At 71.6% G+C, this 15,456-nt stretch carries 15 protein-coding genes; 3 read left to right on the top strand and 12 right to left on the bottom strand.

Going from position 1 to position 15,456, the window contains the following annotated elements:
• Positions 1-516: methyltransferase domain-containing protein (locus VIG76_RS09965; RefSeq protein WP_331953692.1), on the top strand; the 516-nt coding region annotated here is incomplete at its 5' end.
• Here VIG76_RS09965 and VIG76_RS09960 read toward each other — a convergent pair.
• Positions 511-1,893, bottom strand: coding sequence for a glycine--tRNA ligase (locus VIG76_RS09960; protein WP_331953690.1), 1,383 nt, complete (start codon positions 1,891-1,893; stop codon positions 511-513). The two genes, VIG76_RS09965 and VIG76_RS09960, sit on opposite strands and share 6 nt — an antisense overlap.
• A gap of 102 nt (positions 1,894-1,995) precedes the next feature.
• Here VIG76_RS09960 and VIG76_RS09955 point away from each other — a divergent pair, with 102 nt between their 5' ends.
• Both VIG76_RS09955 and VIG76_RS09950 read left to right on the top strand, forming a co-directional pair.
• The gene (locus VIG76_RS09955) at positions 1,996-2,529 is read left to right on the top strand and encodes a P-loop NTPase family protein (protein WP_331953688.1); all 534 of its coding nucleotides are present in this window, start codon (positions 1,996-1,998) and stop codon (positions 2,527-2,529) included.
• Between the two features lie 85 nt (positions 2,530-2,614).
• Positions 2,615-2,944, top strand: coding sequence for a hypothetical protein (locus VIG76_RS09950; protein WP_331953686.1), 330 nt, complete (start codon positions 2,615-2,617; stop codon positions 2,942-2,944).
• Between the two features lie 22 nt (positions 2,945-2,966).
• On the opposite strand, the gene VIG76_RS09945 is transcribed toward VIG76_RS09950, so the two are convergent.
• From VIG76_RS09945 to VIG76_RS09895, 11 genes are all read right to left on the bottom strand, one after another.
• Positions 2,967-3,371: a four-helix bundle copper-binding protein gene (locus VIG76_RS09945; protein ID WP_331953684.1), complete on the bottom strand. Its 405-nt coding sequence runs from the start codon at positions 3,369-3,371 to the stop codon at positions 2,967-2,969.
• A gap of 160 nt (positions 3,372-3,531) precedes the next feature.
• The gene (locus VIG76_RS09940; protein WP_331953682.1) at positions 3,532-4,317 is read right to left on the bottom strand and encodes an isoprenyl transferase; all 786 of its coding nucleotides are present in this window, start codon (positions 4,315-4,317) and stop codon (positions 3,532-3,534) included.
• Entirely contained in the window at positions 4,317-5,051 is a 735-nt protein-coding gene (gene recO / locus VIG76_RS09935) for a DNA repair protein RecO (protein WP_331953680.1), read from the bottom strand. The genes VIG76_RS09940 and recO overlap by 1 nt, the downstream gene beginning before the upstream one ends.
• Positions 5,052-5,093: 42 nt before the next feature.
• Positions 5,094-5,462: a hypothetical protein gene (locus VIG76_RS09930; RefSeq protein ID WP_331953678.1), complete on the bottom strand. Its 369-nt coding sequence runs from the start codon at positions 5,460-5,462 to the stop codon at positions 5,094-5,096.
• A gap of 313 nt (positions 5,463-5,775) precedes the next feature.
• The gene (leuA, locus tag VIG76_RS09925) at positions 5,776-7,530 is read right to left on the bottom strand and encodes a 2-isopropylmalate synthase (RefSeq protein ID WP_331953700.1); all 1,755 of its coding nucleotides are present in this window, start codon (positions 7,528-7,530) and stop codon (positions 5,776-5,778) included.
• Positions 7,531-7,710: 180 nt separating this feature from the next.
• Positions 7,711-10,215, bottom strand: a complete 2,505-nt coding sequence (locus VIG76_RS09920; RefSeq protein ID WP_331953676.1) for a bifunctional lysylphosphatidylglycerol flippase/synthetase MprF — start codon at positions 10,213-10,215, stop codon at positions 7,711-7,713.
• Positions 10,212-11,510, bottom strand: a complete 1,299-nt coding sequence (locus tag VIG76_RS09915) for an alpha/beta hydrolase (RefSeq protein WP_331953674.1) — start codon at positions 11,508-11,510, stop codon at positions 10,212-10,214. Before VIG76_RS09915 ends, VIG76_RS09920 begins: the two co-directional genes overlap by 4 nt.
• 112 nt (positions 11,511-11,622) lie before the next feature.
• Entirely contained in the window at positions 11,623-12,555 is a 933-nt protein-coding gene (era, locus tag VIG76_RS09910; RefSeq protein WP_331953672.1) for a GTPase Era, read from the bottom strand.
• Positions 12,552-13,853: a hemolysin family protein gene (locus tag VIG76_RS09905; RefSeq protein ID WP_331953669.1), complete on the bottom strand. Its 1,302-nt coding sequence runs from the start codon at positions 13,851-13,853 to the stop codon at positions 12,552-12,554. Before VIG76_RS09905 ends, era begins: the two co-directional genes overlap by 4 nt.
• 4 nt (positions 13,854-13,857) lie before the next feature.
• Positions 13,858-14,322, bottom strand: coding sequence for an rRNA maturation RNase YbeY (ybeY, locus tag VIG76_RS09900; protein WP_331953667.1), 465 nt, complete (start codon positions 14,320-14,322; stop codon positions 13,858-13,860).
• Positions 14,319-15,380 carry a PhoH family protein gene (locus VIG76_RS09895; protein ID WP_331953698.1) on the bottom strand — a complete coding sequence of 354 codons (1,062 nt, stop codon included), beginning with the start codon at positions 15,378-15,380 and terminating at the stop codon, positions 14,319-14,321. Before VIG76_RS09895 ends, ybeY begins: the two co-directional genes overlap by 4 nt.
• Positions 15,381-15,456: the final 76 nt, after the last annotated feature.

Below are 15,456 nucleotides of genomic sequence, written 5' to 3'. Positions count from 1 at the left end.
GGTGTGGATCCCGCGGCGCCCGAAGGGCCGGCCTACCGGCGTATCGAGTTCGAGCGCGCCGACCTCCCGGCAAAGGTGGACGCGGTCGTGGCGAGCACGTCGCTGCATCATGTGGCCGATCCCGGCGTGGTGCTCGACAGGGTCGCAGACAGCCTCAGTCCCGGCGGGTCGGTGATCGTCGTCGAGTGGGACTGGGAGCGGTTTGACGAAGTCGCCGCCCGCTGGTGCCTCGAGCGCGGCGTGCAGCCGGACGGATGGCTGCAACGACGCCTCGACGCCTGGGCCGACGACGGGCAGCCGTGGGAGGACTGCTTCCAGGGGTGGGCGGTCGAACATGGCCTGCATGGCGTCCGGGCGCTGGTCGCCGAGCTCGATCAGCGTTTTGAGCGCGTGGACAGCCGGCGTGGGCCGTATCTGTTCACCGAGCTCACCGGCACGACGCAAGCAGACGAGCAGCGCGCGATCGACGCCGGGCAGATCCGCGCTCTGCGGATCGACTATCTCGGGCGGTTATGAGCCGAGCTTCGGCGAGGTCCACGGCTGGCGAAGCCGCCGCTCGATCTCTTCGCCGAGCTCGTCGATCGCGATCCGGATCTGCTCGAGGCTGTCGCGGTCGCGCAGCGTGACCGTGCGGTCCTCGAGTGACCGGTGGTCGATCGTCACCGCCCACGGCGTGCCGATCTCGTCCTGGCGGCGGTAGCGCCGGCCGATCGCGCCGCCTTCGTCGTACTCGGCCTGGACGCGATCGCGAAGTGCCCGGTAGACCTCGTGCGCGAGCTCGGGCTGCCCGTCCTTGCGCACGAGCGGCAGCACCGCAACCTTGACCGGCGCCAGCACCGGATGCAGCCGGAGCACCGTCCGCTGCTCGCCGTCGATCTCGTCCTCGTCGTAGGCGTCGACGAGGAACGCGAGCATCGCGCGGTCGGCGCCGGCGGCCGGCTCGATCACGTGCGGGACGTAGCGCTCCTTGGTCGCCGTGTCGACGTACTCGAGCTTCTGGCCGGAGTACTCGGCGTGCTGGGTGAGGTCGAAGTTGCCGCGGTTGGCGATCCCCTCGAGCTCTGACCATCCGATCGGAAAGAGATACTCGACGTCGCTGGTGCCGCTCGAATAGTGCGAGAGCTCGTCGGCGTCGTGGGGCCGGAGCCGGAGGTGATCGGGGCGGATGCCGAGCTCGAGATACCAGTTCATCCGCTGCTCGAGCCAGTGCTCGAACCAGCTCGGCGCCTGGTCGGGCGGTACGAAGAACTCCATCTCCATCTGCTCGAACTCGCGCGTGCGGAAGATGAAGTTCCCCGGGGTGATCTCGTTGCGGAAGCTCTTGCCGATCTGGCCGATGCCGAACGGCGGCTTCATGCGCGCCGAGTTCAGCACGTTCGCGAAGTTCACGAAGATGCCCTGCGCGGTCTCGGGGCGCAGGTAGTGCATCCCCTGCTCGTCGTCGACGGGCCCGAGGAAGGTCTTCATGAGGCCCGAGAACGCGCGCGGCTCGGTCCACGCGCCCTTCTGCCCGGTCTCCGGGTCGTTGATGTCGGCGAGGCCGTTCTCCGGCGGATGCCCGTGCTTCGCCTCGTACGCCTCGATGAGGTGGTCCGCGCGGTAGCGCTTGTGGGTGTGCAGGCTCTCGACGAGCGGATCGGTGAACACCTCGACGTGGCCGGACGCCTCCCACACCTGGCGGGGCAGGATCACGGACGAGTCGAGGCCGACGACGTCGTCGCGGCCGCGGACCATCGTGCGCCACCACTGGCGCTTGATGTTCTCCTTCAGCTCGACGCCGAGGGGACCGTAGTCCCAGCTCGAGCGGGTCCCGCCGTAGATCTCACCCGCCTGGAAGACGAAGCCCCGGCGCTTGGCGAGGGCGATGACGGCGTCGAGCGAGTTGGCGGCCACGGAGCTCCCGTTCTGGGCCGGGACTGGCTGTCCGGCCTCTGATGTCGTCCGCCGAGCCTACCGGCCGGCCGATGGGCGTCCGACGGCCGCTACCGTGCTGGGGTGCTGCTGACGGATGCGCGCCGCTGGCTCGTGATCGGCAACTCGGGCAGCGGCAAGACCACCCTCGCGACGCGAATCGCGGCGACGCTCGCCGTGCCGCACGTGGAGCTCGACGCACTCCATTGGCAGGCGGGCTGGGCGGCGAACCCCACGTTCGTCGAGGACGTCTCCGCCATGACCGCCGGTCCCGGATGGGTCGTCGACGGCTTCTACCCGGACGTCCGGCCGCTGCTCACCGAACGGGCGGACGTGCTCGTCTGGCTCGATCCGCTGCCCGCCCTCATCCTGTGGCGCGTCACGTCGAGGACCGTGGTGCGGCGGCTGCGACGCACCACGCTCTGGAACGGCAACGTGGAGCCGCCGCTCCGCACCTTCTTCACCGACGACGAGCACGTCATCCGCTGGGCGGCGAGCACGCTCACGCTGCACGGACCACGCGTGCGCGCCGCACTCGCCGCGAACCCCGACCTGCGGCTCGTGCACCTCCGCTCCTCCGCCGACGCCGAGCGTCTGCTGGCCCGGCTCGGCGGATGAGATGTTTCGTCCCGTGACCTGGACGGTCGACCGGCGCGTCCCGCCGTCCTACTGTGGCGTCTCCGACAGGAGAGGGACCGGAGCCATGACCCTGCGCACGCCACGACCGCACACGGTGCACACCGTCTGCGAGCGCGGCGTCATGTGCGTGGACGACCGCCCCGGCCACGCCGTCACCCTGCTCCGCACCCGCCTCGCACACCTCGCGCCGCACGGCTGGATCGACGCACGCGTGCTCGACATCCGCCCCGACGGCGTGCTCGAGCTCGAGCGGTGGTCCGACGGCGCGGCGCTGCGGATCTGGAACCACGCCGACCTCAGCGCGGCGCTGCCCGCCGGATCGCTCGTCGCGCTGCACGCGGCCTACGGCCTGCTCGCCGCCGGCGACCACCGCTACAACGTGGCCACCGTCTGAGCGCTGCTCGGCCGGCCGCTGATCAGGCCGCCGTCGTCGAGCCCATCATCGTGCGGCAGGCGCTCATGCACGCCTCGCACGCGTCGGCGCACATGGCGCAGGCGGCGCTGTCCCCGGCGTGCATCCGGCACTCGGCCATGGTGGCCTCGCACATGGCCAGACAGGCCTTCAGCATCGACTCCATCGCCCCCATGTCCATGCCCATGGGCCGCAGCATCATCCGCATCGTCGTGTCGCAGACGTCCGCGCACATCGCGCTCATCGCCGCGCACCGGCCCATGTCGGCCATGCCCGCCATCTGATCCGCGCACATCGTGCAGGCCTGCATGCACATCGAGCAGGCGTCGATGCAGGGCTGCATCATCGACATCTCCATGCCCGCGGGCATCGGCATCGACTTCATCATGTCGGCCGTCTTCGTCTCCACAGCGCACCCCGTCCTCTCGAGGTCGCGTGGCGTCCCGGCCGGACACCTGCAGCGCGGCCCCGTTCCTGGGAGGAAGTATGGCCGCGTCCGCCTCCGCATGGGCCGACGATCCTCGAGCGGCCCGCACAGCACCCCCAGACCGCCACCCGGCCCAAGCGCGCTACTCGGCCTTCGGGGCGTCGACCGCGCCGCCGAAGCGGCGGTCGCGGTCCGCGTACTGGCCGATCGCCTCCCAGAGGTGCGTCCGCCGGTAGTCCGGCCAGAGGGTGTCCTGGAACACCAGCTCCGCGTACGCCGACTGCCAGAGCAGGAAGTTCGAGGTGCGCTGCTCGCCCGACGACCGCACGAAGAGGTCGACGTCGGGCATGTCGGGCAGGTAGAGGTGGCGCTCGATCGTCCGCTCGGTGATCGCGTTGGGCTTGAGCCGGCCCGCGGCCACCTCCTGCGCGACCTGGCGCACGGCATCCTGGATCTCGACCCGGCCGCCGTAGTTGATGCACATCGTGAGCGTGAGCGTGCGGTTGTCGCGGGTGAGCTCCTCCGCCGCGCGGAGGTCACCGATCACCGTGCGCCAGAGGCGCGGCGTGCGGCCGGCCCAGCGGATGCGGACGCCCCACTCGTTCAGCTGCTCCCGCCGGCGGCGGAGCACCTCGCGGTTGAAGCCGAGGATGAACCGCACCTCGTCCGGCGAGCGCGACCAGTTCTCGGTGGAGAACGCGTAGGCGGACAGGTGGCTGACCCCGGCCTGGAGCGCGCCGGCGACCACGTCGAGCAGCGCCGCCTCACCCGCGCGATGGCCCTCGATGCGCGGCAGCCCCTGCCGGTTCGCCCAGCGGCCGTTGCCGTCCATCACCATCGCGATGTGCGCCGGCACCCGGCTGAACGAGGGGGGCTCCTCCCCCGTCCAGTTCACCGGCCGGATGGGGTCGAGCTGCACCTTCGCCATCAGGCGGGGACCGCGCCGCGGTCGACGTGCGGCAGCGACCGCAGCCCACGCTCGAGGTGCCACTGCGTGTAGGCGGCGATGACGCCGGAGGCCTGCGCCCGCGTCGACGCGCCGCTCTCCTCGACGGCCTGCCAGTCGCCCGTGAGCAGCGCCCCGAGCAGCCCGATCGTCTCGGGGGTGAGCCGGGGTGCGCCGGGCGGCGCGACCTCGTCGGCGACCATGCCGCCGAGCTGCGCCACGAAGGCGGTGTGCGGCCCCGGCTCGCCGGTGACCGCGCAGTCGCCGAAGCTCGGCGCCCATCCGGCGATCGACAGCGCGCGCAGCAGGTAGGAGTCCAGCGTCAGGGAGGGGCCGTGCTCGCCGCGCGCGAGCGACCGGAGCGCACCGACGAGCAGCAGGTACTGCTGCAGCGACGCGTCGTCCGTGAGGCGGTCGGCGGTCTCGACGATCACGTTCGCGGCCGTGAAGGTGGCGTAGTCCGCGGCGATCGGCGCACCGTAGGCGCCGAGCGACTCCGCCTGCTGGATCACGTCGAGGCTGCGGCCCTCGTAGCACTGCAGGTCCACGACCATGAACGGCTCGAGGCGGGAGCCGAAGCGGCTGGTGGTGCGGCGGACGCCCTTCGCCACTGCGCGGATCTTGCCGCGGTGACGGCCGAGCATCGTGACGATGCGGTCGGCCTCACCCAGCGAGTGGGTGCGGAGCACGACGGCTTCGTCACGGTAGGTCGGCACACCTCATTGTCGCCCCTGGGGCGGACGTCGACCGGTGTCCGACTACGCGGCGAGCGGGAAGGCGCGGGCCTCCTCCAGGGTCGAGAACCGGTGGATGCTCGAGATCGAGCCGTTGCGCAGGCCGAAGGTGGAGAAGATCGTGGCCGCCGCGGCCACGCCCTGGTCCTTCGGCACCGCGTCCTGGGCCACGACGATGCCGCCCGGCACGTCGTAGCAGTCCCGCGGCATGAGCCGCACCCCCGCGCTCTCCACCCATCGCTGCATCACGGCACGGCCGGCGACCTCGCCTTCGAGATCGCCCAGCACCACGTCCTCGGTGCACGCGGCGGCCGCAGTCGCCCCGTCCCCGTTGTTCACCGCGACGTGCCAGATGACGATGACGGAATCGAGGGTCGAAGTCGTGAGCGTCATGGGGGAAGGATGCACCACCCCGCTGGGGCACGCCAGGAGCGTTCACGGAATGTTCTCGATTCCCCGAGGGATGTTCGCGGATAACGAACAGATCACATCCCTGCGAGGCGGGATGACACGGAACCGCGGCGTGTCGACGCCGGGAGGCAGTGGTCGGGACCGATGTCACCCCGGTCGGCGCGGTTCCGGGCGGATCCCGGGCGCGCTCTCGATCCCTCCGGAGGAGACGGCGAACGGCGGGCCGCTCCGCACAGGACGGGTCGCTCGGAACGACCCCTGCACGGCTCGGCCCGCCGCGGCGGGTGAGCGCCGATCAGGCGGGCAGCAGCGCCGGCACCTCGGCGCGGACCGCGCGGTTGACCGAGGAGACGATCGCGCGCAGCGACGCCGTCGCGATGTCGGCGTCGATGCCGACGCCCCAGAGCCGGGTGCCGTTGACGTCGAGGTCGACGTAGGCGGCGGCCCGGGCGTCGCCGCCGGCGCTCATCGCATGCTCGACGTAGTCGTAGAGCGAGATCCGGTAGCCCTCGCCCTCCATGATCTTCAGGAAGCCGTCGATGGGGCCGTTGCCCTTGGCCTCGACCTCCTTGACCTGGTCGTCGACGCGGAGCCGCACACCGAGCACGACCTCGCCGGAGAGGTCGCTCGCGGTGCGGGTGCCGAGCACCTCGAACCGCCCCCACTTCGCCTCCGCCTCCGCTGCCGGCAGGTACTCGTCGCTGAAGATGGCCCAGATCTCGTCGCTCGTGACCTCGCCTCCCTCCTCCTCCGACTTCGCCTGCACGACGTGGGAGAACTCGATCTGCAGCTTGCGCGGCAGGTCGAGGGCGTGGTCGGTCTTCAGCAGGTACGCGACGCCGCCCTTGCCGGACTGCGAGTTGACGCGGATGACCGCCTCGTAGCTGCGGCCGAGGTCCTTCGGGTCGACCGGCAGGTAGGGCACCGCCCATTCGAGCTGCTCGACAGGCGTGCCGGTGCGCTCGGCGGTGGCGGCCATCGCCTCGAAGCCCTTCTTGATCGCGTCCTGGTGGCTGCCGCTGAAGGCGGTGTAGACGAGGTCGCCGGCCCAGGGGCTGCGCTCGTGCACCTTCAGCTGGTTGCAGTGCTCGGCCGTGGCGCGGATGCGGTCCAGGTCGCGGAAGTCGATCTGCGGATCGATGCCCTGCGTGAACAGGTTGAGCCCGAGCGCGACGAGGTCGACGTTGCCGGTGCGCTCGCCGTTGCCGAACAGGCAGCCCTCGATGCGGTCGGCGCCCGCCAGGTAGCCGAGCTCCGCGGCGGCGATCGCGGTACCGCGGTCGTTGTGCGGGTGCAGCGACAGGATGACGTGCTCGCGGTGGTCGAGGTGCCGGTTCATCCACTCGATGGAGTCGGCGTAGACGTTCGGCGTCGCCATCTCCACGGTGGCCGGCAGGTTGATGATCACGTTGCGCTCGGCGGTGGGCTCGAGCACCTCGAGCACCCGGTTGCAGATCTCGGCGGCGAACTCGAGCTCGGTGCCCGTGTACGACTCGGGCGAGTACTCGTAGTAGACGGTCGTGCCGGGCACCGTCTCCTCGTACCGCTTGCAGATCCGGGCGCCCTCGAGGGCGAGGTCGATGATGCCCTGCCGGTCGGTGCGGAAGACGACGTCGCGCTGCAGGATGCTCGTCGAGTTGTAGAGGTGCACGATCGCCTGCTTCGCCCCCTTGATCGACTCGTAGGTGCGGGCGATGAGGTGCTCCCTGGCCTGGGTGAGCACCTGGATGGTGACGTCCTCCGGGATCGCGTCCTCATCGATGAGGCTACGCACGAAGTCGAAGTCGGTCTGGCTGGCCGAGGGGAAGCCGACCTCGATCTCCTTGTAGCCCATGCGGACGAGGAGGTCGAACATGATCCGCTTGCGCTCGGGGCTCATCGGATCGATGAGGGCCTGGTTGCCGTCGCGGAGGTCGACCGCGCACCAGCGCGGCGCCTGCGCGATGCGCTTCGTGGGCCAGGTGCGGTCGGGCAGCTCGACGCGGAACTGGTCGAGGTAGGGGCGATACCGGTGGGTCGGCATCGGAGAGGGCTGCTGGGTGTTCTTCATGGTGCGGTCGTCCTTGGTCTCGTCACGGATCCCGGCCAACAGGAAACCCCGCGACGAGGAAGGCCCGGGTCTAGGCCTCGTCGCGGCGACGAAGAAGGAGCAGTCCGCTCAGCACGGCCAGAGATTACCAGACCACTCCGCGGATCGCCCTGGCCGGGGCTGCCACGTCCGGCCACGGGATCACCGCAGGGCACCGGCGAGGCGCACCACGTCGGGCAGCGACAGGTCGGGCAGGTACGCCCGCGCGACGGCGACGCCGATGGCCGGCAGGCTGATCGGGTCGGGGTAGGCGAGCACGAGCGGCTGCAGCGTCGGCTGGAACTTCTCCTTGAACGCGGCCAGGGACCGGAATCCGTACGCCGGCTCCAGGATGCGCGCGAGGGACGCGAGCACCGCCGGCAGCTCCTCCGCCGTCTCCTCGTCCCCCGAGACGGCGAGCGGTGCGACCGAGAGGCTGACGAACTCCACGCCTTCCTCCTGGCTGCGCAGCGCCATCGAGGCGATGAGGAACTCCATGACGCCGTTCATCCCGTCGGGGCGGCGGCGCATGAACTCGAGCGTCCACCCGATGACGGCGCCGTCCCGGTACGTCGGCAGCCAGCTGGTGGCGGCTTCGACCCGGTCCTCAGGGCCGACGGCGAGCAGGAGCCGCACCTCGGGATCGCGCAACTCGTCGAGGCCGCCGAGGGTGAAGCCGAGCTCCGGCAGTCGGCGCTCCGCGACCCACGCCTCGGAGATCGCGGTGATCTGGGAGCGGATCGGGAGCGAGCACTCGTCCCAGGTGGTCCAGAGGGCCGACACCCCGGCCCGCTCGGCCCGATTGATCGAGCTGCGCACGTCCTGCCAGCGCTTTCCCTTCATCGAGAAGGAGGCGGGATGCAGGACCGTGTCCTCGCCGATCGGCATCGACGCCCACTCCGGCCCGTTCCCGAGGGCGTCGGCGAACGAAGGCCGCACCGCGTAGAAGGCAGGCGTGAGACCCTCGTCGTCGCAGTAGAGCGCGAACGCCCGCGCCGCCTCGAGGGCGCCCTCCGGGGGGCCGGCCGGCTCGCCGACGGTGAGTGCCACGGCGTTCACCTCGCGGTAGGCGACGGCGTGCCGCCCGTCGGCCGAGAACCAGACCCGGTTGCCCGGCCAGAGGCCCATGTGGCCGAGCGATCCGCTCGATCCGCGGTGCAGGACGACCCGAAGCCGTTCCACCCGATCGGCGGTGTGGGCGTCCGCGCGGGAGACGCCGGTCAGGACGACGCCGACGAGCACGACGAGCCAGGCGACGGGCCCGATCCAGTCGTAGAGGCCCTTCGACGCCGCCGTCGTCGGCTGGAAGTCGAGCCGCCGGAACCGGAGGAAGCCGACCGGCACGTAGCGCTCGGGGAGGTCGCCCAACAGGTCGGGGAGGCCGACGTGGGGCGAGAACTGCGCGCGCAGCAGCAGCCCGAGCGCGAGGTAGAGGACCGCCGTGGCGACGAGGGCGCCTACTGTCGCGACGAGGAACCGCCGTGCCGCGCGGCGCGTGGGGAGCACGTCGAAGTGCCGCAGCTGCACGAGGACCGCGACGGCGACCGCCGCGGGCACGCCGACCGCGAGGAACGTGCGGGTGTCGGGGCCCGTGCTGCCCGTGCGGGTGAGCAGCTCATCCGGATCGAGGAGGGCGGGCAGGAAGCCGTAGTACAGACCGGCCAGCACCGCGAGCAGGACGTTCACCGCGATCGCGACCAGCGCCGCGAGGCGCCGGCCCCGCCACATCCCGATCGCGGCGGCGAGCAGCACGAGCAGCGGCAGCACGCTCAGCAGGACTGCGCCGGGCCCGTTCAGCCGGGCGAGCGCGATGTCGCGGGCGCAGCTCGCCGCCGGATGCAGCAGGCGGCAGGCGGCCCGGAGCGCGCCGAGCCGCGGGAGAGGATCCCGGAAGAGCAGTCCGAGCGGCCGGAGCAGCCCGTATCCGCGCGGCACGAGCACCGCGACGAACGGTCCGAGCGCGCTCACCGCGACGAGCGCGGCCAGCAGGCTGCGGGCCTCGTGGTGCGAGCTGCGCGGCCACTCGAGCACCGGTCGCCGACGGGCGAGGAGCAGGCCGAGCACGAGGCCGCAGAGCGCCGCGAGCAGTCGGTAGAGGTCGCCGGGCTGGCCCGAGTAGAGGAGGACGATCACGCAGCCGGAGAGGCCGAGCAGCCGGATCCGGCGCCGCCAGAGGGGCCCGGTGAACGCGCTCGCGGCGAGCAGCGCGCCGACGATCGGTGTCGACAGACCCGCGGCGGGGGCGCCGTCCTCCGGGGTGGTCCAGAACGGGTGGGTGAGCACCCCGAGCGACTGGAGGGCGACGCCCGTCGTGACGCCGACGAGCGACGTCACGACGAAGGCGAGCACCGTCCAGGCCGTGCCCATGACGCGCTCGACGACCGCCAGGAGGATCAGCAGCGCGGCCAGCCCGAGCAGGAGGCCGGGGGCGCTCCGCGTCACGAAGACGCCCGCCCAGAGCCGGAAGATCTCGAGCGGATGGTGGGGCGCGGACGACGGAGGCACCTGCGCCAGGACGGGCACGCGCACGATGGATCCGTCCGCGATCGCGACGACGAGGACGAACGCGGCGAGGGTGACCGACGCCGGGCTGCGACGCAGGAACCGCAGCGCCGGGGCCAGCCGCCGCCGAACCGCCGTCACCCTCGTCGAGGCGGTGACGCTCATGGGAGTCCCCAGACCGACACGAGCCTCGGGAGCCCCCAGGCGAACCCGTCCGCGCCGGTGTTCCAGTTGTGGGCCACCCCGGGGAGGGTCTTCGTCTGGGTGCGCATCCCGGCGCGCTCGGATGCGGTGACGAGCTTCGGGAGGATGGCGCCGTACCGCTTGTCCCGCCCTCCGACGCAGTAGAGCGCGGTCATCGCCGCGTAGGGAGCGTGCCGCTGCATGATCGCGATCGGCTGCGCGGCTCTGAACGCGGCGAGGCTGCCGTGGAAGGCCTCCTTCACCGTGTGCGCGACGCCGTGATCGATGGGCCCCAGCTCGGGCGAGATCGCGAGGAAGGACCCGAAGAGCTCGGGATGCGCGGACGCGAACTGCACGGCGCAGGTCGCCCCCTCGGAGAAGCCGGCGACCGTCCAGTCCCGGCGGTCGGTCGACACGGGCAGATGCCGCTCGACCCAGGTGCGGACGTCCGAGGTGACGTAGGTGGCGACGTGCCCGAGCGGCGAGTCCAGGCACATCGGGTTGTTGCGGAACGAGCCGAGCTGGTCGGGCACGACCACGATCGGGGCGACACCCTTGTGGGCCTTCGCGATGGCGTCGAGCTTCGCCTGCAGACCGCCCGCGATGAACACGTCGGACGGTCCCCCGGGCTCCCCCGAGAACGCGATCACGACGGGCAGCCTCGGCGGGTGCGCGGTGTGGGCGGCCGGCGGCTCGTACACCCAGGCGGGGCGGCCGTTCCAGTGGGACTGCAGCCCGGGGATGTCGACGGTCCCCACCGTGCCCGAGCTCGGCATCCCGGCCGGCGGCGTCCAGTCGCGCAGCGGCACGCCCCCGGCACTCGCGTGCGCGAGCGAGAGCTTCGACACCCCGGTGAGGCCGAGGGCGTCCCCGAGCCTCGGGAAGTAGGCGACGTCGCGGTTGATCATGAGGCCACCCGCGATCAGGACGACCGGGATGGCCACGACGGCGACGACCTTCCGCCACCAGCGGGTGCGGACGAGGTTGCCGACCGCGAGCCCGACGCCGGCACCCGCGGCCGCGGCCGCTCCCCGGATCACGGTCGAGGCCGGTACGCCGAAAGCATCCTGCACGTCGAGCACGAGCCAGACGAGCAGGGAGCCGACGAGCGCCCCGACGCCGGCGGCGGCGAGCGCGATCGGCCACCACACGCGCAGCCGCGCGCGCACGCCCGGGAGGGGCAGCAGCAGCGCCACGACCAGGACGGCGGCGACCACGTAGACGGGCACGAGCACCCGGCTCGCCTCGATGGGCAGCGCGAGGAGACCGCCGGTCACCGCGATCCCCCGGCCCTGCACCGCAACCCTTGCCGCATCACGCCCCCTACCCCTCGACCCTCCAGGATGAGACGCTCCACCGAAGCCGACACTAAGAAACGCGGGGCGTCGCTCAGAATCCGAGCCGGTTCAGCGCCCGCGGATCGCGCTGCCACTCCTTCGCGACCTTCACGTGCAGCGACAGGTACACCTTGGAGCCCACGAGCGGCTCGATGTCCGCTCGCGCCGTGGTTCCCACCTGCTTCAGGCGGGAGCCGCCCTTGCCGATCATGATGATCCGCTGGCTGTCGCGCTCCACCCACACGTTCGCGTAGATGCGGAGGAGGCCGTCCTCGGTCTCCATGTCGTCGATGGTGACGGCCAACGAGTGCGGGAGCTCCTCGCGGGCCCCCTCGAGCGCGGCCTCGCGGATGAGCTCGGCGATCCGCTGCTCGAGCGACTCGTCGGTGACCTCCTCATCCGGGTACAGCTGGGGCGACTCCGGCATGAGGGCGAGGGCCTCGTCGGCCAGCACGTCGAGCTGGAGCCGGTTCACCGCGGACACCGGCACGACTGCGGCCCAGTCGCCGAGCTCGCTGACGGCGAGCAGCTGCTCCGCCACGCGCTGCTTCGGCACCGCGTCGATCTTCGTCACGATCGCGATGCGCTTGGCCCGCTTCGCGGCGTCGAGCCGGCCGTGCAGGTACCGGTCGCCCGGGCCGATCGGCTCGCCTGCGGGCACGCAGAACCCGACGACGTCGACATCCGCGAGGGTCGTGGCCACCACGTCGTTCAACCGCTCGCCGAGCAGCGTGCGCGGCCGGTGCATCCCCGGGGTGTCGACGATCACGAGCTGGCCGTCGGGACGCGTGAGGATGCCGCGGATGGCGCGGCGCGTGGTCTGCGGCTTCTGCGAGGTGATCGCGACCTTCTCGCCGACCAGCGCGTTCATGAGGGTCGACTTGCCGACGTTCGGGCGCCCGACGAAGGTCAGGAACCCGGCGCGGTGCGGCCCGCCCCACGCTGGGGAGGGGCTGTCGCCCGATCGAGCGGTGTCGTCCGTCATGCGCCCATCACCTTCGTCGTCGCCTCCTCGTCCTCGGGCTCGCCCGCCTCCGGGTCGCGCTCCACGAGCACCCGGGTGAGGCGTGCCCGGCGCCCGTCCGTGCGGTCGGCGGTGAGCACGAGGCCGGCCACGTGCACCACGTCGCCCACCTTCGGCAGGCGCCCGATCCGCTTCGTGAGCAGCCCGCCGACGGAGTCGACGTCCTCGTCCTCGATCTCGATGCCGACGAGGTCGCCGAGCTCGTCGAGCGGCAGCCGCGCGGCGACGAGCCACACGTGGTCCCGCACCTGCTCGACCTCGGGGCCGCCGCGATCCGACTCGTCCGAGATGTCGCCGACCAGCTCCTCGATGAGGTCCTCGAGCGTCACGAGGCCGGCGATGCCGCCGTACTCGTCGACGACCATGGCGAGGTGGTTCGACTCGAGCTGCATCTGCCGCAGCGTGTCGTCGGCCTTCTTCGAGTCCGGCACGAACAGGGGCGGCCGGGCGAGATCCGCGGCCGAGGTGGTGGCGGCGGCCTCGGGCCGCTCGAAGACGATCCGGGCGACGTCGCGGAGGTGCAGCACGCCGACGATCTCGTCCGCGTCGCGCGCCTGCACCGGCACGCGGGAGAGGGCACGGCCGAGGAAGAGCCGCATCGCCTCCTCCATCGTCGCGTTGGCGTCGATCGTGACCATGTCGGTGCGCGGGATCATCACCTCGCGGGCCACCGTGTCGCCCCACTCGAAGATCGAGTGGATGAGCTCGCGGTCGTCCTGCTCGAGCACATCGAGCTCGGTCGCCTCGTCGACCATGCTGAGCAGCTGCTCCTCCGAGGTGAACGTGGAGGCCCGGGGACGGCCGGGGGTGACCGTGTTGCCGAGCCAGGCGAGCACGTCCGCGAGCGGCCCGAGCAGCAGCCGGGCGCCACGGATGACGGGCGCCGAGACCCGGAGCACGACCCGCGCGTGCACACGGCCGACGCTGCGTGGGCTCGCGCCGACGAGCACGAACGAGACCGCCGTCATGATCACGGCCGCGATCAGCAGCACCAGCCACGGGTTCGGGACGAGCCCGGCGACGGCGAGGGTGACGAGCACTGCGGCGCTCGTCTCGGCGAGCACGCGAAGGAAGTTGACGGCGTTGATGTGCGCGCCGGCATCCGCGGCGATCGCGAGCAGCGAGCGGCGGAACCGGGAGCGGAGCGCCAGCTCCTGCGTCTCGGCGCGCGACAGGGTCGCCATGGCGGCGTCGCAGGCGGCGAGCAGGCCGCCGAAGGCGACGAGGACGACCGCGACGATCAGGAAGAGGGTGGCCATCGCCTCACCGGCGCTGCTTCTCCTGCACGGAGAAGCCGACGAGCATGTCGCGCTGCACCTGGAACATCTCCCGCTCCTCCTCCGCCTCCGCGTGGTCGAAGCCGAGCAGGTGCAGGAGTCCGTGGGCGGTGAGCAGCTTGATCTCCTCGAGGGTGGAGTGGCCGGCGCTCTTCGCCTGGGCCTCCGCCACCTGCGGGCAGACCACGATGTCGCCGAGCAGCCCTGCGGGCGTCGGGGCGTCGTCCGTGCCGGGGCGCAGCTCGTCCATCGGGAAGCTGAGCACGTCGGTGGGGCCCGGCTCGTCCATCCACTGCACGTGCAGCTGCTCCATCGCTGCCTCGTCGACGAAGAGGATCGCGACGTCCGCATCCGGATGCACGTGCAGCAGGTCGAGCCCGAAGGTCACGAGCCGCTGCACGACGGACTCGTCGACGGGCATCCCCGACTCGTTGTTGACCTCGACGCTCATCGGTGCCGGCCCTCTCCGTCCGCGCGCCGCTCGGCGCGGTTCAGCGGCGGCCGGAAGTCGGCCGGCGGACGCGTGTCGGCCGGTCCCTCCTGCCGCTCGGGGCGCCTCGCGGCCTGGGCCGCCTGCCGCTCCGCGTCGAAGCGCGTGTAGGCGTCCACGATCCGGCCGACGAGCGAGTGCCGGACGACGTCCTCGCTGGTGAGGTAGGAGAAGTTGATGTCGTCGATCCGCGGGAGCACGCGAGTCGCGGTCTGCAGCCCGGAGATGCCGTTGGGCAGGTCCACCTGGGTGATGTCGCCGGTGATCACCATCTTCGAGCCGAAGCCGAGGCGGGTGAGGAACATCTTCATCTGCTCCGGCGTCGTGTTCTGCGCCTCGTCGAGCACGACGAAGGAGTCGTTCAGGGTGCGGCCGCGCATGTAGGCGAGCGGCGCGACCTCGATCGTCGAGGAGGCCATGAGCTTCGGGACGAGCTCCGGGTCCATCATCTCGTTGAGCGCGTCGTAGAGCGGCCGAAGGTAGGGGTCGATCTTGTCGGTGAGCGTGCCCGGGAGGTAGCCGAGCCGCTCCCCCGCCTCGACCGCCGGCCGGGTCAGGATGATCCGGTTGACCTGCTTGCGCTGGAGGGCCTGCACCGCCTTCGCCATGGCGAGGTACGTCTTGCCGGTCCCGGCGGGGCCGATCCCGAAGGTGATCGTGTTGTCGTCGATGGCCTCGACGTAGGACTTCTGGCCGAGGGTCTTCGCCCGGATGGCCTTGCCGCGGGCGGTGAGGATGGCCTGGCTCAGCAGCTCCGCGGGCGAGGACGTGCGGTCGTCGGCGAGGATGTGCGCGCTCGAGGACACGTCGACCGGACCGAGGTCCTGGCCGTTGCGGACCATCTGCAGCAGCTCCTCGATGAGCCGCTCCGCGGCCTGCACCTGCGCGGGCTCCCCGACGAGGGTGATCTCGTTGCCGCGCACCAGCACCTCGATCAGCGGGAACTGCTTCTCGATCTGGCTGAGCAGCCGGTCCTGCGGACCGAGCAGCCGCACCATCGCGATGCCGTCGACCGCCATGGTCCGGGTCTCGGCGGCCGCGGCCGGGTACCTCCTGGCCACGGCGCTCGCGGTGCGGCGTGCGGCCTGCGGGGTC

This window comes from Amnibacterium sp., assembly GCF_036559085.1.
Lineage (GTDB): Bacteria > Actinomycetota > Actinomycetes > Actinomycetales > Microbacteriaceae > Amnibacterium.
Note: the sequence above shows the minus strand (reverse complement) of the source record. Positions and strands in the feature narration are given on the sequence as shown.

Bases quoted from the DNA above. Each gene is read 5' to 3' on its own strand.
- era (WP_331953672.1), bottom strand. From the start codon at position 12,555: ATGACGGACGACACCGCTCGATCGGGCGACAGCCCCTCCCCAGCGTGG.
- leuA (WP_331953700.1), bottom strand. From the start codon at position 7,530: ATGAAGAACACCCAGCAGCCCTCTCCGATGCCGACCCACCGGTATCGC.
- VIG76_RS09905 (WP_331953669.1), bottom strand. From the start codon at position 13,853: ATGGCCACCCTCTTCCTGATCGTCGCGGTCGTCCTCGTCGCCTTCGGC.
- VIG76_RS09920 (WP_331953676.1), bottom strand. From the start codon at position 10,215: ATGAGCGTCACCGCCTCGACGAGGGTGACGGCGGTTCGGCGGCGGCTG.
- ybeY (WP_331953667.1), bottom strand. From the start codon at position 14,322: ATGAGCGTCGAGGTCAACAACGAGTCGGGGATGCCCGTCGACGAGTCC.
- VIG76_RS09940 (WP_331953682.1), bottom strand. From the start codon at position 4,317: ATGGCGAAGGTGCAGCTCGACCCCATCCGGCCGGTGAACTGGACGGGG.
- VIG76_RS09930 (WP_331953678.1), bottom strand. From the start codon at position 5,462: ATGACGCTCACGACTTCGACCCTCGATTCCGTCATCGTCATCTGGCAC.
- VIG76_RS09895 (WP_331953698.1), bottom strand. From the start codon at position 15,380: ATGGCGGTCGACGGCATCGCGATGGTGCGGCTGCTCGGTCCGCAGGAC.
- VIG76_RS09950 (WP_331953686.1), top strand. From the start codon at position 2,615: ATGACCCTGCGCACGCCACGACCGCACACGGTGCACACCGTCTGCGAG.